At 56.6% G+C, this 18,392-nt stretch carries 15 protein-coding genes and 1 pseudogene; 1 reads left to right on the top strand and 15 read right to left on the bottom strand.

The window, feature by feature from the left end; translation table 11 throughout:
• Nucleotides 1-184: 184 nt before the first annotated feature.
• Nucleotides 185-451 carry a hypothetical protein gene (locus OCH02_RS03295; protein ID WP_261429847.1) on the bottom strand — a complete coding sequence of 89 codons (267 nt, stop codon included), beginning with the start codon at nt 449-451 and terminating at the stop codon, nt 185-187.
• Nucleotides 448-672 (bottom strand): hypothetical protein, encoded by a 225-nt coding sequence (locus OCH02_RS03290; RefSeq protein ID WP_261429846.1) that lies wholly within the window; start codon nt 670-672, stop codon nt 448-450. Before OCH02_RS03290 ends, OCH02_RS03295 begins: the two co-directional genes overlap by 4 nt.
• Before the next feature lie 157 nt (nt 673-829).
• On the opposite strand from OCH02_RS03290, the pseudogene OCH02_RS03285 reads away from it, so the two are divergent.
• Nucleotides 830-1,057 (top strand): annotated as a pseudogene (locus OCH02_RS03285) (hypothetical protein); the annotation flags it as partial.
• A gap of 5 nt (nt 1,058-1,062) precedes the next feature.
• On the opposite strand, the gene narI reads toward OCH02_RS03285, so the two are convergent.
• The 13 genes from narI to OCH02_RS03220 form a co-directional block, all read right to left on the bottom strand.
• Nucleotides 1,063-1,740 (bottom strand): respiratory nitrate reductase subunit gamma, encoded by a 678-nt coding sequence (narI, locus tag OCH02_RS03280; protein ID WP_085117241.1) that lies wholly within the window; start codon nt 1,738-1,740, stop codon nt 1,063-1,065.
• 2 nt (nt 1,741-1,742) lie between these two features.
• The gene (gene narJ / locus OCH02_RS03275; RefSeq protein WP_261429845.1) at nt 1,743-2,480 is read right to left on the bottom strand and encodes a nitrate reductase molybdenum cofactor assembly chaperone; all 738 of its coding nucleotides are present in this window, start codon (nt 2,478-2,480) and stop codon (nt 1,743-1,745) included.
• Nucleotides 2,477-4,021, bottom strand: a complete 1,545-nt coding sequence (narH, locus tag OCH02_RS03270) for a nitrate reductase subunit beta (protein WP_261429841.1) — start codon at nt 4,019-4,021, stop codon at nt 2,477-2,479. Before narH ends, narJ begins: the two co-directional genes overlap by 4 nt.
• Nucleotides 4,018-7,779: a nitrate reductase subunit alpha gene (locus OCH02_RS03265; protein ID WP_261429840.1), complete on the bottom strand. Its 3,762-nt coding sequence runs from the start codon at nt 7,777-7,779 to the stop codon at nt 4,018-4,020. The genes narH and OCH02_RS03265 overlap by 4 nt, the downstream gene beginning before the upstream one ends.
• A 456-nt stretch (nt 7,780-8,235) precedes the next feature.
• Nucleotides 8,236-9,489, bottom strand: coding sequence for an EpsG family protein (locus OCH02_RS03260; protein ID WP_261429838.1), 1,254 nt, complete (start codon nt 9,487-9,489; stop codon nt 8,236-8,238).
• Nucleotides 9,490-9,536: 47 nt separating this feature from the next.
• The gene (locus OCH02_RS03255; RefSeq protein WP_261429837.1) at nt 9,537-10,439 is read right to left on the bottom strand and encodes a glycosyltransferase family 2 protein; all 903 of its coding nucleotides are present in this window, start codon (nt 10,437-10,439) and stop codon (nt 9,537-9,539) included.
• Between the two features lie 102 nt (nt 10,440-10,541).
• Nucleotides 10,542-11,528, bottom strand: a complete 987-nt coding sequence (locus OCH02_RS03250) for a glycosyltransferase family 2 protein (RefSeq protein WP_261429836.1) — start codon at nt 11,526-11,528, stop codon at nt 10,542-10,544.
• 6 nt (nt 11,529-11,534) lie between these two features.
• Nucleotides 11,535-13,412, bottom strand: a complete 1,878-nt coding sequence (locus tag OCH02_RS03245) for a carbohydrate-binding protein CenC (protein WP_261429835.1) — start codon at nt 13,410-13,412, stop codon at nt 11,535-11,537.
• Nucleotides 13,409-14,152: a glycosyltransferase family 2 protein gene (locus tag OCH02_RS03240; RefSeq protein WP_261429833.1), complete on the bottom strand. Its 744-nt coding sequence runs from the start codon at nt 14,150-14,152 to the stop codon at nt 13,409-13,411. The genes OCH02_RS03245 and OCH02_RS03240 overlap by 4 nt, the downstream gene beginning before the upstream one ends.
• Before the next feature lies 1 nt (nt 14,153).
• Complete coding sequence (locus tag OCH02_RS03235) at nt 14,154-15,215, bottom strand: glycosyltransferase family 4 protein (protein WP_261429832.1); 1,062 nt, start codon at nt 15,213-15,215, stop codon at nt 14,154-14,156.
• 1 nt (nt 15,216) lies between these two features.
• Nucleotides 15,217-16,122: a glycosyltransferase family 2 protein gene (locus OCH02_RS03230; protein ID WP_315899149.1), complete on the bottom strand. Its 906-nt coding sequence runs from the start codon at nt 16,120-16,122 to the stop codon at nt 15,217-15,219.
• Between the two features lie 140 nt (nt 16,123-16,262).
• Complete coding sequence (locus OCH02_RS03225) at nt 16,263-17,111, bottom strand: ATP-grasp fold amidoligase family protein (protein WP_261429830.1); 849 nt, start codon at nt 17,109-17,111, stop codon at nt 16,263-16,265.
• Nucleotides 17,101-18,390, bottom strand: a complete 1,290-nt coding sequence (locus OCH02_RS03220) for a flippase (RefSeq protein WP_261429828.1) — start codon at nt 18,388-18,390, stop codon at nt 17,101-17,103. Before OCH02_RS03220 ends, OCH02_RS03225 begins: the two co-directional genes overlap by 11 nt.
• Between the last annotated feature and the right edge of the window lie 2 nt (nt 18,391-18,392).

The raw sequence follows: 18,392 nt of genomic DNA, 5'->3' as shown, positions 1-18,392 counted from the left end.
TCCCGGCGCTATCCTGTGACAGCCCCGAATCATCCCCGGTTTTAAATCCCAAAGTGCCCACAAACCTGGGCTATTGATTGTTGTTATGCACTGCAAATAGCCGGCGGCCGCCGACGAATAATTGTAACAATACTGAGATATCAAGTTTACGGCAAGGAAGCAAAAATGGGCAAATCGGCGGGAATTATCTGGCGTGGCTGTTAGGGAAGTAAAAGGAGATCACCAATGTGATCAACGGCAGTGCGCCAATCTTCAACAGTTCAAACACCTGCCTGATGGATTCATTTTGATCCCAATACGCGTGGGCAATAAAAACGCCCACGCTGATAACGAAAATACCGCACAATACCTGACGCGCTAGCCGCAATCGCTCCATTTCGTCGACCACCAACACTTGCTCCTGATAAAGTCCGTTGGCTTCTGCCAGTATTTTCGTCTCTTCAGTCTTCATGGAAAAATCCCCACGACCTGCCCCACCGCCTCCAAATCCTGGCCGCTCCCTCGCACGATACCCAAAGATGAGCCATCCTGTTTCACCCACTGTTTATCAGCAATGGCAATTAGCGCAAAAGCGATCTTGATCACCTCGGTTTTCTCCATTCCATGCCGCTTGGCAATATCGTTCAGATCGTCGTCAATTTTATTTGATAACCGAATTGGCAAACTACGCATACCCCACCTCCTGTGGCTGTCAGTTAGTGGAGAAAAGCTTACTTCATCAGCAATCATTGTTCAATTAACGAACTGCGTAACGCTTCGCAAATTCAGCAGCTTGCGCGAAATAAATGCCTTATCGAACTGGCAAATATGAAAAGCCAGCCTATTGCAGCCAAGTATGTTGCGCCATGCCTGTGGCTATGCATTGGCCGATACCCGGGTGATTCAGGACTATTTGGGGCATCGCAATATTCAGCACACCGTGCTGTGTACCGCGGCCAATTCTGGGTGGTTTAAACATCTTTGGAAGGAGGGAAAAAACAGAAGAAAATGTTACTTTTTTACTCAAGGTGTCACTTCCGTAACTGCGCGCCAGCCTGCCAGGCCGACGCGCAGTTGAAAAAACTAGCGGCGGTTACGCACCAGCTGGTAACGGCGGGTCAGGTATTCCACCGGCACGCTCCAGATATGTACCAGGCGGCAGAACGGGAACAGCACGAACAGCGTCATGCCCAACACCATATGCAGTTTAAAGATCGGCGCAACCCCCACCAGATGTTCTGACGCACCAGCATGGAAGGTCACCACCGCCTGTGCCCAACCCACCAGCTTCATCATCTCGCTGCCGTCCATATGTTGGGCGGAGAACGGAATGGTCAGCAGACCGAGGCACACCTGCACCACCAGCAAGGTCAGGATCATGATATCGGCAAAGCTGCTGGTCGCCCGCACCCGCGGGTTGGTCAGACGGCGTTTCAGCAACAGCGCACCGCCGATCAAGGTCATTACACCGCAGGCACCGCCGGCGATCATCGCCAGCTTCTGCTTCACATCAATCGGCAGGAAGGATTCATACATCCAGTGCGGCGTCAGCATGCCGAGGAAGTGCCCGGCGAAAATGCCCAGAATGCCAATGTGGAACAGGTTGGAAGCCAGTCGCATGCCCTTTTTATCCAGCATCTGGCTGGATCCGGCGCGCCAGGTGTATTGGCCGTAATCGTAACGCAGCCAACTGCCGATCAGGAAAATCGCGCCCGCCAGATAGGGGTAAATATCGAAAAAGAACTGATTTAAAAATTGCATGATTAGCGTCCTTTGGTTCCGGTTAGCGCATCCGTCAGGTCCAGGTATTGCGGTGCCACCGCGCCGGCAAAGCGCCGTTGGTGCGCCGCCTGCTGCGCCGAAGCGCAGCCCTCTTCACCGAGACTGCCCTGCGAAATAAATCGCACCTGTTCCTCTTCCCATACCGCGTCCAGCGCCTGCGGCGTGTCATCGCGGGCTTCTTTTGCTACCTGGGACGCCAGCGTTTGTGCCTGTACTTCACTGCCAGACAGCGCCAGCAGCAGATCAAACAGCACCGCATACGGGCTTTCCCGCTGTTGTAGCCGCGCCCCCAACAGCGCCAGGATCGGCGCGATGTCCTGCAACCCGCCGGTGGCCTGTTGCTTGCTGCGGCTGGCAAGATACTCCAGATACAGCGGCAGGAAATCCGGCAGTTCGCGGCTGTCAATCTCCAGCCCGGCTTCGCGGTATTGCGCCATCAGATCGACCATGGCCTGACCGCGATCGCGCGACTCGCCATGCACATGCTCAAACAACAACAGTGAGGTAGCACGCCCCCGGTCGAACAGCTCGCAGTATTCGGCCTGCACATCCAGCAACGGGCGGGCGCAAAAACGGCGAATAAACAGAATCAGCTGTGCGCTATGGTGCAAATCCAGTTCGCTGGCCGGTTCCAGCGCTTCCACCAGCGCCTGCTGATGGTCAAACAGCGCCTGCTCCGGGTAGTCCAGCAGGCGGGCAATCACTTTCAGGCTGATCATGAGGCATCCTCCTGGCGGGGCGTTTTTTTCGTCACATCAATGGCGTCAATGCGGCGGCTGTTGAACAGGTTGAACTTGCCGTCGCTGCCGTGGCAACCGTCGCCAAAGCTAAAGCCGCAGCCTTTGCTTTCCGGGAAGGCAACACGCGCCAGTTCGCGATGGCTGGACGGGATCACAAAGCGGTCTTCGTAATTGGCGATCGCCAGATAGCGATACATCTCCTGCGCCTGCGCTTCGGTCAGCCCCACCTGTTCCAGTGCGCTGGTGTCCAGCACACCGTCAACGGTTTCTGCCCGTTTGTAATGACGCATCGCCAGCATGCGCTTGAGCGCCAACAGCACCGGCGCGGTATCCCCGGCGGTCAGCAGGTTGGCCAGGTATTGCACCGGGATACGCAGGCTTTCCACGTCCGGCAGTACGCCGCTGTGCGCCAGCTCACCGGCATCGGCGGCGGATTGAATCGGTGACAATGGCGGCACGTACCACACCATCGGCAGCGTGCGGTATTCCGGATGCAAAGGCAGCGCCAGTTTCCAGTCCATCGCCATTTTGTATACCGGCGACTGCTGGGCAGATTCGATCACCCCTTGTGGAATGCCGTCGGCCAACGCCTGGGCAATCACCGCCGGGTCATGCGGGTCGAGGAAGATATCCAGTTGGCTCTGGTATAAATCCTTATCGTTTTCGACCGCGGCCGCCTGCTCAATGCGGTCGGCGTCATACAGCAGCACGCCCAGATAACGGATACGCCCCACACAGGTTTCCGAACACACCGTCGGCTGGCCGGATTCAATGCGCGGATAGCAGAAGATGCACTTCTCGGACTTGCCGCTTTTCCAGTTGAAGTAGATCTTTTTGTACGGGCAGCCGGTCAGGCACATGCGCCAGCCGCGACATTTATCCTGATCGATCAGCACAATGCCGTCTTCGCCACGCTTGTAGATAGCGCCACTCGGACAGGTCGCGACACAGGCCGGGTTAAGGCAGTGTTCGCACAGGCGCGGCAGGTACATCATGAAAGTGTTTTCAAACTGGCCGTACATCTCCTTTTGCATATTGTCGAAGTTTTTGTCCTTCGAACGCTTGGAGAATTCACCACCGAGGATCTCTTCCCAGTTCGGGCCATTTTCAATCTTCTTCATGCGCTGGCCGGTGATCAGCGAGCGCGGACGGGCGATCGGCTGATGCTTGCCCTGCGGCGCGGTATGCAGGTTCTGGTAGTCGTAGTCGAACGGCTCGTAATAGTCGTCCAGCGCCGGGACGTCCGGGTTGGCGAAAATCTTCGACAGCAGACCGACGCGGCCGCCCATGCGCGGCTCCAGCTTGCCGTTGATTTTACGGATCCAACCGCCCTTCCACTTTTCCTGATCTTCCCAGGCGTGCGGATAGCCCACGCCGGGCTTGCTTTCCACGTTATTGAACCAGGCGTACTCCATGCCCTCGCGGCTGGTCCAGACGTTTTTGCAGGTTACCGAACAGGTGTGGCAACCGATGCATTTGTCCAGGTTCAGCACCATGCCAACTTGCGAACGAATTTTCATTTTGCTTTCTCCTGCTGGCTACCCTGCGAGTCGTCGTTGCCTTCACCGTCTAACCAGTCGATGCGGTTCATCTTGCGTACCACCACAAACTCATCGCGGTTGGATCCGACGGTGCCGTAATAGTTAAAGCCGTAGGCCAGCTGCGCGTAACCGCCGATCATATGGGTCGGTTTCGGGCAGACGCGGGTCACCGAGTTATGGATACCGCCGCGCTGGCTGGTGATTTCCGAACCGGGAATATTCACGATACGTTCCTGCGCGTGGTACATCATGGTCATGCCGGCCGGGACGCGCTGGCTGACCACCGCCCGCGCTGTCAACGCACCGTTGGCGTTAAAGGCTTCGATCCAGTCGTTGTCTTCAATCCCCAGATCTTTGGCATCTTCCTCACTCATCCAGACGATCGGCCCGCCGCGCGACAGGGTCAGCATCAGCAGGTTGTCGCTGTAAGTGGAGTGAATGCCCCATTTCTGGTGCGGCGTCAGGAAGTTCAGCGCCTTCTCTTTGTTGCCGTTCGGCTTCTGGTTCAGCAACGGCTGTGCGGCACGGGTGTCGATCGGCGGGCGATAAACCAGCAGGCTCTCGCCAAAGGCACGCATCCACTCATGGTCCTGATACAGCTGCTGACGGCCGCTGATGGTGCGCCATGGGATCAGCTCATGCACGTTGGTATAGCAGGCGTTGTAAGACACATGTTCGTCTTCCAAACCTGACCAGGTCGGGCTGGAAATGATTTTGCGCGGCTGGGCCTGAATATCGCGGAAGCGGATTTTTTCATCTTCCTTGTTCAGCGCCAGGTGGCGGTGATCGCGGCCGGTCATCTTGCCCAACGCGTCCCACGCCTTGACCGCGACCTGTCCATTGGTTTCCGGTGCCAGCGCCAGGATCACCTCGGCGGCATCGATAGCGGTTTCAATCTTCGGCCGACCAACGGCCGGGCCATCCGCCTTCACGTAGTTGAGTTTTTTCAGGAAGTCGACCTCGGTCTGGGTATTCCAGCTAATCCCTTTGCCGCCGTTGCCCAGCTTGTCCAGCAACGGCCCCAGCGAAGTGAAACGCTCGTAGGTGGCCGGGTAATCGCGCTCTACCACCATGATGTGCGGCGCGGTAATACCGGGGATCAGATCGCACTCGCCTTTTTTCCAGTCTTTGACGCCATAAGGCTGCGCCAGCTCGGCTGCCGAGTCATGCTGAATAGGCAGCGTCACCACGTCGGTTTCCTGGCCCAAATGCCCGACACACACCTCGGAGAAGGCTTTGGCGATGCCCTTATAAATCTCCCAGTCGCTTTTCGAATCCCAGGCCGGATCGACCGCCGCCGACAGCGGGTGAATAAACGGATGCATATCCGAGGTATTCATGTCGTCTTTTTCGTACCAGGTAGCGGTCGGCAACACGATGTCGGAGTAAAGACAGGTGCTGGACATGCGGAAATCAAGCGTCACCACCAGATCCAGCTTGCCTTCGCCGCCGTTATCCAGCCATTCCACTTCCTCGGGCTTGGCGCCGCCCTGCTGGCCCAGATCCTTGCCCTGAATACCGTTTTCGGTGCCCAGTAAATACTTGAGCATGTACTCGTGGCCCTTGCCGGATGAGCCCAACAGGTTGGAACGCCAAACGAACAGGTTACGCGGGAAGTTCTGCGGGTTGTCCGGCTGTTCGGCGGCAAAGTTCAGGCTGCCTTTTTTCAATCCTTCGACGGTGTAGTCCAGCGGCGACTGACCGGCGGCTTTCGCCTGCGCCGCCAGATGCAGCGGGTTGGTGCCCAATTGGGGGGCCGACGGCAGCCAGCCCATGCGCTCGGCGCGCACGTTAAGGTCAATCAGGCTACCGCCAAAGCGGGTCTTGTCAGCCAACGGCGACAGCAGTTCTTCGGTGCCTACGGTTTCATAACGCCACTGGCTGGAATGGTTATAGAAGAACGAGGTGCTGTTCATATGGCGTGGCGGACGTTGCCAGTCGAGGCCAAACGCCAGCGGCAGCCAACCGGTCTGCGGCCGCAGTTTTTCCTGGCCGACGTAGTGCGCCCAGCCGCCGCCGCTTTGGCCAACGCAGCCGCAGAAGATCAGCATATTGATCAGGCCGCGGTAGGTCATGTCCATGTGGTACCAGTGGTTAACACCGGCACCGACGATAATCATCGAACGGCCATGGGTTTTCTCGGCGTTACCTGCAAACTCACGGGCAATGCGGATGATGTTGTGGCGTGAGACGCCGGTGATCTGCTCGGCCCAGGCCGGAGTGTAGGCTTTGACGTCGTCATAGTCGGTGGCGCAGTTGGCGTCGTCCAGGCCACGATCGAGGCCGTAGTTGGCCAGGGTCAAGTCGTAAACGCTGGTCACCAGGGCTTCGCTGCCGTCCGCCAGACGCAGGCGTTTGACCGGCAGCTTGTGCAGCAGGATCTCATCCAGCGCCACGCTGTTGAAATGTTCGCTCTCGGTACTGCCAAAGTAAGGGAACCCGACGTCGGCCACTTCGTCATGTGCGCCCAGCAGGCTGAGTTGCAGCTCGACTTCCTGCCCGTCTTCACCGGCGCGCTGTTCCAGGTTCCATTTGCCCTGCTCGCCCCAGCGGAAGCCAATCGACCCCTGCGGTGCCACCAGCTCACCGTTGCGCTGATCGATGGCGACGGTTTTCCACTCCGGGTTGTTTTCCTGTCCCAGGCCATCCACCAGATCGGCGGCACGCAGCAGGCGACCGGCGGCGTAATAGCCTGCTTCGCGCGGCTCGAGCATCACCAGCATCGGCATATCGGTGTAGCGACGCACGTAGTCACGGAAGTAGCCCACCTCACGATCCAGGTGGAACTCTTTGAGCATCACGTGGCCCATTGCCAGCGCCATGGCGCTGTCGGTGCCCTGCTTGGGATTGAGCCACTGGTCGCACAGTTTGGCGACTTCGGCATAGTCCGGCGTCACCGCTACGGTTTTGGTGCCTTTGTAGCGCACTTCGGTGAAGAAGTGAGCGTCCGGGGTACGCGTCTGCGGCACGTTAGAGCCCCAGGCGATGATGTAGGAGGAGTTGTACCAGTCGGCGGATTCCGGCACGTCGGTCTGCTCGCCCCAGGTCATTGGCGAGGCCGGTGGTAAATCGCAGTACCAGTCGTAGAAGCTCAGGCAGGTGCCGCCAATCAGTGACAGATAGCGTGCACCGGCGGCGTAAGACACCATCGACATCGCCGGGATCGGTGAGAAGCCGATGATGCGATCCGGGCCGAAGGTTTTGGCGGTATAGACGTTGGAAGCGGCGATCAGTTCGTTCACTTCCTGCCAGCTGGAGCGAACAAAGCCGCCGCGTCCGCGTGCGACCTTGTAGCTTTTGGATTTTTCAGGATCGCTAACGATTGATCCCCAGGCATCGACCGGATCGCTGTGCAGCGCCTTGGCCTCACGCCACAGTGTGATCAGCCGTTTGCGCATCAAGGGGTATTTCAGGCGGTTGGCGCTGTACAGATACCAGGAGTAGCTGGCGCCACGTGGGCAACCGCGAGGCTCATGGTTGGGCAAGTCCGGACGGGTACGCGGGTAATCGGTTTGCTGGGTTTCCCAGGTCACCAGGCCGTTTTTCACATAGATCTTCCAGCTACAGGAGCCGGTGCAGTTCACCCCATGGGTGGATCGCACAATCTTGTCGTGCTGCCAGCGGCTGCGATAGCCGTCTTCCCAGTCGCGGTTGGTGTTCAGCGTCTGGCCATGTTCGCCAGAAAAGGGTTCCGCCAACTGCTTAAAATAGCGGAATCGGTCTAGAAACTTGCTCATCCGGAGTTCTCCTGAAAGCTTTTAATATTTTTACCGTTAAAGGAACGGCATTGCTCAATCTGCCGCCAGCCTACTAATGCGGTTGCAGCGGCAAATTGATTGCGATCAAGAGAACGGAGGGAGAATAACGATGGCAACGGCGTGCCTACCCCTAAAGTATCAGGGCAGGCAGTAGCGTTAATTAATTGAAAATAGTATAAAAATCATGATTTAGATATTCGGCGGGATGTACTGCGAAGTGAGTTGGGGTATTTGGGGGTAGGATGCGGGCGGGCGTCTGAGATACCCGGGCCTAGCGCACCGAGGGGCTATTATGGGACACATCCATGTGTCCCACCCTACGGGCCGACTGGAAGTCGTTCCAATTTTCTCCCGGCAAATTGGTCGGCGGACAAGCCGCTACGACCCCTACGGCACGCTCTCCCTAATAACAGGCTTTGTGTGTCTGCTAACTGATTAACCTGCATCCATCTCATGGCCGATCCACTCGCCGCTGTCACGGTTGATAACCCGCAGATACTGCTCATACTCCTGTTCACCGTAGAACAGGTTCAGCAACGGCGTTTTATAAAATGACTGCCACATCTGCCCCAGCATGATTGGCCGACGCGGAACATAGATGTTTTCGATCAGGTTATAGCCGGTGGCCATCAGCATGAAACACAAGAAGAAGTAGTTAAACCTGCCGCGAATGAACGAGCCCTGATGCGCCACGTAGTAAAACAGCAGGAATACCGACGCCACGCTGGCATAGCGGCTGGCCGCCTGCAGCGAACTGGAACACAGGAACACAAACACCACCAGCCAGGCCGCGGTGTTTTTGATGTCCCCCGCCTGGTTACGCATCGGGTTCGCCAGCATGTAGACCCCGAGAAACAGCGCCGGGAACAGCACAATCAGGAAGTTAATCATCCCATTGGCATTGCCGGAGGTCAGGTAATCGCTGGCATACATGCCAGAGGTATAGACGTCGGAGTAACTGTTAATGCCCGAAATCGTAATATGGGAAAGGATAAACGGCAGTGCGAACTTGGCGGTCAGCAACGCAATGGCGCTAAACACCACCGTCAGCAGGCGGTTTAGTCGCATTACCCGGCTGCACAAAAACACCCCGACCAGCAGCATGCTGGAAAAGTGGGTCAACATGGCGAATAACATCAGGCCGGCGGCCAGCGGCCGATTCTGTTTATGGCAAAACAACACCATCGCCAGCGTCATCACCGCCATCGAGAAGCCAAAACGCAGCCCCATGCCGATGATAAACGGGTTGATCAGAAACAACACCGCCAGATGCAGCAATACAAACTGCCTGGCTGAAAACACCTTGCCGGAGTGCAGCATGACAATATTCAGCGCGGCAAGATAACAGTAAACCGACAGGCCGACGTACAGCCCCGGAATGACGTAAAAAGGAATACCCAGCTTTTTGAAAATATAAAAGTTGGCGTACAGCACCACGTCCACCTTGCCCTGAATGACATCACCCAGGCTGGTGGCCGAGTTAATCGCATCATAGTTGGCAAAGTGACGGTAGAGATCGGCCAATGGTGGGATCTTGATAAAGAAAAAGAAAAAACACAGCGCAATCAGCAGATAGGCCACCGTGTTTTTCCTTCCTGCCCGCAGCGTGCCAATGCTGTGCAGCAAGGCAAACAGCGGTACCGTCAGCAGCAGCACGCTGCCAATCAACGTAGAACGTTCAAAGCGCATAATCATCCTCTGGAAAGGGTTGTTCTCTTATCTGTGTCACCGGCGAGTCAGAAAGGCACGCCACGGAAAAACACATTGCGGATGATATTTTTCATATACACCCCTGCCATCAGGCCGCTATTGACGTAGACAATGCCCCTTAGCCCGTATAACACCCCGGCCAGACGGCTATTGCCGTCGGTAATGATGCGCGAGTTAATACAGGTGTGGCGCAGGCGCATGATGTTACGCGCCCGGGGCGATATCTGCGGCATCAATCGCTTTTCAACCTGCATTTTATTGCGGTACCCCAGGATGCCTTTCGGGCTGGAGGTGATGCGTTCACCGTCATGGTCGTTGTGCACTGCCAGGCGTTCATGCAGCGTGCCGATGTTCGCCCCAGCCGCCAACAGCCGGTACAGGAAGATATGGTCCTGATAGCGTGGGGTATTAAAGAAACCACGCACCGCAATGGCCATGCGCCGCCGCAGCATAATCATGGGCGTGTAGGCCACGCCGGCCAGCATAAAATCTTCCAGCCCTGCGCAACGCGCCCGGTAATAATGCTCGGTGCTGATCTGCCCGTCCTTGAGAATATCCATGTCGCACAGGCTGACGTCGAAGTTGCCCTGCTGCATAAACGCCAATTGCCGGGCGATTTTCTGCGGATGGTAGTAGTCGTCATCATCCAGAAAGGTAATGTACTCACCGCGCGAACGCAGGATCCCGCTGTTACGTGCCTGCGCGCCACCGCCGTTGTGACGACGTGGGTAGTAAATGATCTGCCCCTGCTCGATATAACCGGCCAGGCGTTCGCGGGTCGCCAGGCGATGCGCATCGCCCTGCGGGTTGTCATCCACCACGATAATTTCCAGCGGGCGATGGGTTTGCGCCAGCACGCTGTCAATGGCGCGTGCCAACAGTTCACTGCGGCCATAGGTGGGTATGATGACGCTGACGGTAATACTCATAGTTTGATTCTGCCTGTAGGGGGCGAATAAATTCACCCCGATTGACATAGGCGCAGCATGCAGCGCTCCTGCACAATGGATATAGGGACGAAAGCGGTGCCGCTATCCGCGCAGGTTATACAGCCGGGCCATCAGGTAGTAAGCCAGCGGACTGCGGTAAAACAGCCGGTTCTTGCGGCTCAGCAGCTTGCGCTCTTCCGCCCGCAGGCCGGAGTAGCGGCGTTTCAGCTCGCGGGTTTCGCGCAGCGCGTCACGCAGCCCGAAAAAGTCCAGCCCCACCAGCAAACGCGCCTTCAGCGTGGTAACGAAGAGTACGGAGTACAGCCCGTGCCCCACTCCCTCACGCCGTCTCGTGTCGGCGCCGTCGAGCGCATAATCCAGGTCATCCAGATCGCGTCGTTTGGGCGCACGCGTGATGCCATTGGGGTTGGCGCGGTAACCCACCAGCGGTGTGTCGCAGACCACGATACGTTCCGCTTTCAGGTACAGCTGCGGGATAAGCTGAATATCTTCGAAATTGCGTCCCGCCGGAAAGCGCACCTGATCGAACAACGTTTTGCGGTAAATACGTGCCCAGGCGAACCACAGGCTGCGGTTGAAGCTGTCTGCCAGCAGCGCCATATGAGCATCACGCTGCTGGGGGGCCGCATTGCCGGGTACGATAGCCAGGGTGCCCTCCGGCCGGATCTTGCCGTTGTTGAAAGCCGAAAAGCGCTGGGCGTTGAAAGCCACGATGTCTGCCAGCGGGTTATCGGCCAGCAGACGCCCCAAAATGCTGAAATACCCTTCCAGCAGCACATCATCGGAGTCAAGAAAGCCAACATAGCCGCCCTGCGCATGGGCAATGCCACTGTTACGCGCCTCGCTCAGCCCCTGGTTTTGCTGACGCAGTATGCTGACCCGCAGTTTGTGCTGCGGATAGCGGCACAGCACCTCTTCGGCGATGCCGATGGCGCCATCCGGGCTGCCGTCATCCACGATGATCACTTCTGCCCAGTCCGGCAGCTGTTGCAGCACTGAGCACAGGCAGGCCTCAATATAAGCCTCGACCTTATACACCGGAATAATCAGGCTCAGAGTGGTATTCATGATCGGTTATCCTTTCTTTTCTTTTTGAAGTTGCACCCACACCGCCCGGCTGCCCATCGACGGCAATTCAACCTCGATCTGCCGCTTTCCTTGCGTCCGCCAACCCGTCGGCAAGTCAAAACGGGCCGACATTGGCCGGTAGTAAGGGTTGGCGATCAGCACCAGGCCCTGCTGGCCGTTGATAAACAGCCTTGCCGGGATAGCGGTATTGTTGCCCTGCAGCAGGGTGCTTTCGCCGGAAAGCAGGTAAGGGTTAAAGCTGACAATCTGCTGCGCCACGCTGGCCACCCCCTGCCAGATAGCATCAAACTCCTGCTGGCTAAAGCCACCGCGTTGGCGCTTGTAGAACAAGTCGGTATAGGAATAAAACAGGATGCCTTTAGCGCCGCCAATCAGCCCCAGCCAGGCCTGATTACGCATCTCCGCCTCCGTGGGTTGACGCGGTTTACGGCCCGGTGCATACGCGGCGTGATCCATAATCTGCATCACCAGCCAGGCCCCTTTGACCTGCCGCGCGACCTGGCTGGTAATGCGGCTGTATTCCAGCGTCCGCGTCAGATCCGCGTCTCTGCCGACCGGGTAAGGATCGCTGGCCAACACGTCCGAACTGTTGAAATAGGCGTTGAGCGTGCCGGTCTTGTCCAGCACCTGGAACGTCAGGTGATCCGGATCCAGGCGTTTTACCTGCAGATGCTTTTGCTCAATCTGCGGCACGTATTCCGGCCCCAGCTCGTCGTTGATATACCAGGCCAGCAGGTTCGGCTGGTGTTTGAACCTTTCCACATAGCTCGCCGTCAGCTGCGGATAACTCATTTTGGTTTCCGGCGCGAACCGGGTACCGGCATACATGTCCTTAAGCGAGAAAATCACCTGCAAACCATACTGCTGGGTTTTGCGGAAATAGTTATCGGGATCGCGGCCGGTACCGTAGTTGTAATTGAGCAAGGTGTTGAAACCGGCATCGCGGATGCGCGCCAGATGCTCATCCGTCACCATCTCGCCGTACATATAAATACCGAGCGGGAAGAAGCGCTTGCCCTGTTTCAGGGTATAGCCCTGGGCATCCAACGCCACTTTAGGCTGCGCACGACCGACGCTGATCGGCATTTCGCTTCGCTGGCTCTGCCGTGAAGCCACGTCCGTTACCTGCTGCTGCAGGCGATATTCCCCGGCGGCAAGATCGGCAGGCAGCGGGAACTCCACCTGCTGTTGTCCGCTTATGCGGTAGCGGCGGCTGTCATGCTTCACGGCGGCGTTTTTGTCGTCGACCAGCGTGCTGTCCACCTGCACCTGCTGCGGATCAACCACTTCGATCAGGCTCGATGCCGTACCCTGGCTGCTGCGCATCTGGTATAGCTCCGGCGCGACCGGCTGCTGACAGGCGTAGACGTCATCAAACCAGGCGCTGCCGGTGGTACCCCGGCGCAGATAGACGCCCAGTACCACCTTTACCGCGCGCGGTGGCACCCGAAAATCTCCCGTGACCGGCTGCCAGCCGCTGGTGCCCAGCAGGCCCTGCGGATAGCTGCCGGCCAAAAAGCGCCCCTGGCCGTCATAACTTTCGATAAACACTCCGGCTCCCTGATTCTCCCCCTTGCCCTTCAGGTTCTCACCGCGTACCCAGCTGCCAAAAGCCAGCTGCTGGCCCGGTTTAACCGACAGCGTCTGCAGCATGTTGTGGTAGCTGGCGGGGTTGTGATTTTGATAGAACAGGCTGCTCTGGCCACCGTGCCCCCCCGTCACCACCTGTGCCGAGGCCAGTGACCAGCCCGCGCCGCCCTGCTCGAATCCGGGATCCTGCAGCAGGTTGTTGCTGCAGGGAGCGGCATTGGCCAGCCCGGAACAGAACAACAGGCAGGCGGTGGTTAGCTTGCTGAGTTTCATTGTCTTTTCATCACCGCGTTGTACAGATAAGAGAAGAACAGATAGCAGGACTTCTGGTAGGAAAGCCCCAGATGACGGCGATAAATCTGCCATTGCCAGTCGGCCGCCTGAATTTTATTACCGGATAACGACTGCGCAGAAAGACGGTAAAAGGCCAGTGGCTCAGGTATGCAATACGCCAGGTGGTTACGCGCTTTTTCCAGCACCGACAGCCACATCACGTAGTCCTCGTGCCCGACCTTGCTTTGGTACACCTTGCCGACCTGGCGCTGGTTGTACATCCCGGTCAGGTTGCCGATCCAGTTGCTTTTCAGCATGTCCCGATAGGCGATGATCTCCCCGGAACCCCGGTAGTTTTTCACCCGCGCCGGGTCATCTTCAAAGGTGTAATAGTGCGAACACACCACGTCATAGCGGTCGGTTTTCAGGATGCCAACCTGGCGTGCCAGCTTGTTGGGGTGCCAGACATCATCGCTGTCGCAGAAGGCAATATAATCGCCGCGCGCCGCTTCAATCGCGATATTGCGGGTTTCGGCCACGCCCTGGTTGGTATTGTTGCGAATGTAGGTCAGACGATCGTGAATAAAGGGTTTCACCACCTCGGCGGTCCGGTCGGTGGAAGCATCATCGATCACATACAGGTGATAATCCTGATAGGTCTGGTTCAGCACCCCGAGGATCGACTGTTTGATAAAGCCTGCGGCGTTGTAAGCCGGCATGATAACTGAAACTTTTTCCATCTTAACCTCCAGCGATAAGCTGTTGCCATTGGGGATAAATCCGCTCAGGGATGAACTGTTGTGCCCGCGCCAGCGAGTGCAACGAAAAGCGCTGACGCAGCTCGCCGTCGTCGATCAGCGCCAGCGTGCGGCGGCTGAAGGCCTCGAGATCGCCCTCCGCCACCAGATAGCCGTTCCTCGCGTCATCGATCAGCTCGGCTGGCCCGGTCAGGCAGTCAAACGCCACCAGCGGCAGGCCGAAGCTCATGGCTTCAATCAACACCATCGGCAGCCCTTCGTAACGCGAGGTCATCAACAGCATTGCCGCCTGTCGATAGTGGCTGGCAATGTCAGCGGTCGCCGGCAGCAACTTCACCTGTTCAGCCAACCCGGCGGCGTCAATCTGCTGCTGTAGCGCGACGCGATCCGGGCCGTCACCGACGATATGCAGTTGCCAACCTGCCGTTTGCCGTGCCACCCGTTGCCAGGCGGCTATCAGACGATCAAAACCTTTTTGATGGCACAGCCGACCGACCGCCAACGCCACCGGCTGTTGCAACTTCGGCTGCGGCGATTGCACCGGGAAAGGTGAAACGTTTTCGATCACCTGACATTTGCGTTCCGGCACCCAGCGGCTGATGGTGGCCAGATCTTTCCTGGTCAGCAGTACCGTGCGGTCGCCCAACCGATAAACCAGCACCTTCAGCCACTTCATCGGCCAGGCATATTGATGGAAGCTGACGTGCTCACTCAGCAACAGGCGGCTGTGCGGGCAGAGTAAACGCAGGTAGGGCACCATCAGCGTCGAGAGTTTTCCCATCGAAACGGTGACTATCACGTCATAACGACCGCGCCGCAGAAACCACGCCAATCGCCAGGGCCACAGCAGCGTTCTGCCGGGCATAAAGCGCAGACCCACCGCAGCGTCCAGCGGGTAAAATGCCCGGTCACCGCTGATCGACACCAGATCCACCTGATGCCCCAAACGCGTGGCCAACGCATTGGCCAGGCTGCTGGCGACCCGTTCGGTACCGCCTTTTTCGGCGATGTTCTCAATTACGATTGCTACTTTTCGTTGCTGCATGTCATCTCCGAAATCCCTCACGAGCGCTGCGTAACAGACGCCCCCCCAATGGAAACAGCCCCAGTCTGGCCAGGCAGTCGCCGTACAGTTTGATCGCCCTGAACTTGCTGCTCAAAGCCTGGCTTTGTGTCCGCGATGAGTAATAGTTGAAAGCCTGCAGGTTCTCGCTGTACAACGAGGCCAGCAGGTGTTTACAGGCAAACCCGCTGATATAACGGCCACTGGCGTTCAGGTAGGCATCAATAAACTGTTCGCTGGCGTCGAGGTTCATCCGGCACCGATCCGTCTCGGCATCACCGCAGCGGATGAACACCCCGAGCCCTTCGTCAAAGGCCACTCTGGCACCCAGATTGGTGGCATTGACCAAAAATCCCCAGTCCTGGTACTTGTAGAGGAATTCCGGGAATAAAAACCGTCGGTCCTCTTTTTTACGCAGGCTGATGGTGGAGGTGCGAATATCACCCATGTCGAGAAATAAAAAATCTGCCCCCGCCACTCCCTCCTTGTAATCAAATCGATAGCTGCGAATATTTTTGTCACTCACCGTGGCGTAATTACCAAAAATAATGTCCAGCCGGGTGTCCTGATGGCGTTCCAGACGGCGGATAATATAATTGGTACTAAAGGAGTCTTCTGGTTCCAGAAAGAAAACTACTTCCGCACGCGCCAGACGAAAACCGGTATTACAGGAAACCGCCGTGTTACTGCGAACTTTATTTTCATGTAATCGTGCCCGACGGTTGGCGGCCAATAAGCCGCGCATATTATCCAGTTCTGATTTATCGGAAGCATTATCAACCACGATAATTTCATAATCGAACCCCGAGCAGGCACTGGTCATCCGGACGAGTGTGGCGGCCAAACTGGCTGAGTTATTAAAAACGGGCATGACAATCGATAAGTCCATTTATTACCTCAACAATATATTATCATTTGGCAAAAAATATCATTGCCAACGGAATAGTTTGTTATCCCAGAATATCCTTGTCCGGTTATTACCCCCCGTCCTGACGCGGGTAAAATCCGCGCAGCCTACCGGTTTTTCAACTACTCCTGGAAATAACCTCCCCACTCCTGTTCAATGGTTTCTGGCGTCAGCCTTTGCAGGCCGGCCCCCGGGGTGAATGTCAGCTCGCCAAAATAGATACGTTGCTGCACCTGATAAAAATCGACACGTACATAAGAGAATTGCTCGGCGACCCGGTGTGCCAGCGCCAGCATCTGTTCCAGCCGACAGGGTTTATCCATCGGCACCTCGCTGTTGGGCACGCCCAGGCGGATTTCGGTACGGTTCCAGTCGGCGTCAAAAAAGTCACGCCGGTGATCGATAAAGCGCTGATAATCAATCTGGATGAAAAACCGCACTTCACCGCCGCGGTTAAAACAGTGGACCTTGATATCATTCGGCGTCTTGCCGTCCTCCAGCAACATTTTTTCCACCATCACGCAGGGCGGAATATCCTTATAATGGCGCTCGCGGTAAACCTGATAAAAATTCTGCCGCAGCCAACTGTTGGTCAGGACTCTTAGCTCATTAAAACTGGTCTGGCTTTTATCAAATACCAGTTTGTTATAGCCACTGCCATGGTTGGCCTTAATAACAAATGCATCAGGCAATGCCTCATACATTTCCTCAGTCAGTTCTTTACCCTGTGCATAAAGCTCAATCAGGTATTCTTCCCCCCACAGCTTTTTAATATATTCTCGCACCTGATACTTATCAGACAATTGCGTGTACATCGCCAGAGGATAGACTTTTCTACGCATCAGTTTTTCGCTATACCCCACCGGTTTGGCCAGGTGCGGCATCTTGCGAAAAAATAATGCGTACTTTAACTGATGATATAGTGCATCGGGTATATTACGGTAAAAACCCTCCACCAGATTATTTAGCATAAAGTTCTCGCACCTTCCCTATTAGTTGAGGTAAACAACGGTAGCAGGTCACCTGCAGCCGGGTAATTTGTCCTTTTCTGAAAAAACCATTAAGTACAAAAAATGAAATAAACTCGGTGATCAGCGTTGCAACCGCCGCACCCGCAATGCCGTAACGCGGGATCAACACCAGATTCATCAACACATTGGCCAAGGCGGCCAGCGGCATTTTTATCGCGATAAACCGGTACCCGCCAAACAGCACAATCGCCCGATAAGACACGGTGCCCATCACGGAGAACAACGACGTCACCGAACACAACGCCAGGATAGTGGCGGTTTCACGGTAGCTGTCACCAAACATCAGCGCCACTATTGGCCCGGGAAGCAACGAAAGCAGTAAAATCACCGGCATCGAAAGCAGCAGCACCACCAGATACAACAGCCGGATGCGCCCTTCCTGTTCGTCCAGCGTGCGGGCATTCGCCACCCCTGGCATCATTGAGGTGATCAGCGCAATCGGCACGAAGATCCAGCCCTGACTCAGGGTGATGGCGGCGCTGTACAACCCGACGCTATGCTCGCCAAGATAGTTACCGATCATGATCTGATCGATACGGGTGTAGATGACTATCGACAGGCCCGAAACCGCCAGTGGCAACCCTACTTTCAGCAGGTAACGTCCGTAACGCCGTTGATGACGCCTGCCAATCGGCCGCATGCCCCCCTGCTCACGGCGGAACAGCACCCATCGCACCGCGTAGGGGATCAGGCTGCTCAGCACATAAGGCCCGGCAAACCACTCCAGCGGCAGCTTGGCATGCACCAGCGCCAACCGCACAACGATCGACAGCAACAGCGCCAGGTTGTTGATCAGCGTATTCAATTTCGATTTCAGCAGGGCGTCATAATAAATTTTATAAACGTCCTGTACCGAGAAATAGGCACTGATCAGCATCAACCCCATCATGATCTGACTGGTACGATCCTGCGTCAGCAGCGCCCAGGCCATCAGCGGTATGGCGATCAACGCAAACAGTTGCCGCCGCAGGCGCATCGAGGCCAGCATCAGGCGGATGCCGCTGTGCCGTCGGCGGGCGACACGGTTAAACAACACCGCGTCGGCCCCCAATTGCACCAGCGGTACGGCAATGGCGATCACCGACAGCAGGTAGTTAATCAGCCCGTACTGCGCAGGCCCCAGGTAGCGCGCTACATACACCGAAACAAAAATGCCTGACAGGCTCAGCGATATCCGTTCCAACATCAACCACAGGGAGTTCATCAGCATCGCTTTCATGC

The sequence above is a fragment of the Serratia quinivorans genome, assembly GCF_946227985.1.
Classification (GTDB): domain Bacteria; phylum Pseudomonadota; class Gammaproteobacteria; order Enterobacterales; family Enterobacteriaceae; genus Serratia; species Serratia quinivorans_A.
This window is presented reverse-complemented; position numbering and strand designations above follow the sequence as displayed.

Excerpts from the sequence above, each read along its gene's own strand:
- OCH02_RS03220 (WP_261429828.1), bottom strand. The coding sequence starts at position 18,390 with ATGAAAGCGATGCTGATGAACTCCCTGTGGTTGATGTTGGAACGGATA.
- OCH02_RS03295 (WP_261429847.1), bottom strand. The coding sequence starts at position 451 with ATGAAGACTGAAGAGACGAAAATACTGGCAGAAGCCAACGGACTTTAT.
- OCH02_RS03290 (WP_261429846.1), bottom strand. The coding sequence starts at position 672 with ATGCGTAGTTTGCCAATTCGGTTATCAAATAAAATTGACGACGATCTG.
- OCH02_RS03230 (WP_315899149.1), bottom strand. The coding sequence starts at position 16,122 with ATGGACTTATCGATTGTCATGCCCGTTTTTAATAACTCAGCCAGTTTG.
- narI (WP_085117241.1), bottom strand. The coding sequence starts at position 1,740 with ATGCAATTTTTAAATCAGTTCTTTTTCGATATTTACCCCTATCTGGCG.
- OCH02_RS03260 (WP_261429838.1), bottom strand. The coding sequence starts at position 9,489 with ATGCGCTTTGAACGTTCTACGTTGATTGGCAGCGTGCTGCTGCTGACG.
- narH (WP_261429841.1), bottom strand. The coding sequence starts at position 4,021 with ATGAAAATTCGTTCGCAAGTTGGCATGGTGCTGAACCTGGACAAATGC.
- OCH02_RS03265 (WP_261429840.1), bottom strand. The coding sequence starts at position 7,779 with ATGAGCAAGTTTCTAGACCGATTCCGCTATTTTAAGCAGTTGGCGGAA.
- narJ (WP_261429845.1), bottom strand. The coding sequence starts at position 2,480 with ATGATCAGCCTGAAAGTGATTGCCCGCCTGCTGGACTACCCGGAGCAG.
- OCH02_RS03255 (WP_261429837.1), bottom strand. The coding sequence starts at position 10,439 with ATGAGTATTACCGTCAGCGTCATCATACCCACCTATGGCCGCAGTGAA.
- OCH02_RS03240 (WP_261429833.1), bottom strand. The coding sequence starts at position 14,152 with ATGGAAAAAGTTTCAGTTATCATGCCGGCTTACAACGCCGCAGGCTTT.
- OCH02_RS03235 (WP_261429832.1), bottom strand. The coding sequence starts at position 15,215 with ATGCAGCAACGAAAAGTAGCAATCGTAATTGAGAACATCGCCGAAAAA.
- OCH02_RS03250 (WP_261429836.1), bottom strand. The coding sequence starts at position 11,528 with ATGAATACCACTCTGAGCCTGATTATTCCGGTGTATAAGGTCGAGGCT.
- OCH02_RS03225 (WP_261429830.1), bottom strand. The coding sequence starts at position 17,111 with ATGCTAAATAATCTGGTGGAGGGTTTTTACCGTAATATACCCGATGCA.
- OCH02_RS03245 (WP_261429835.1), bottom strand. The coding sequence starts at position 13,412 with ATGAAACTCAGCAAGCTAACCACCGCCTGCCTGTTGTTCTGTTCCGGG.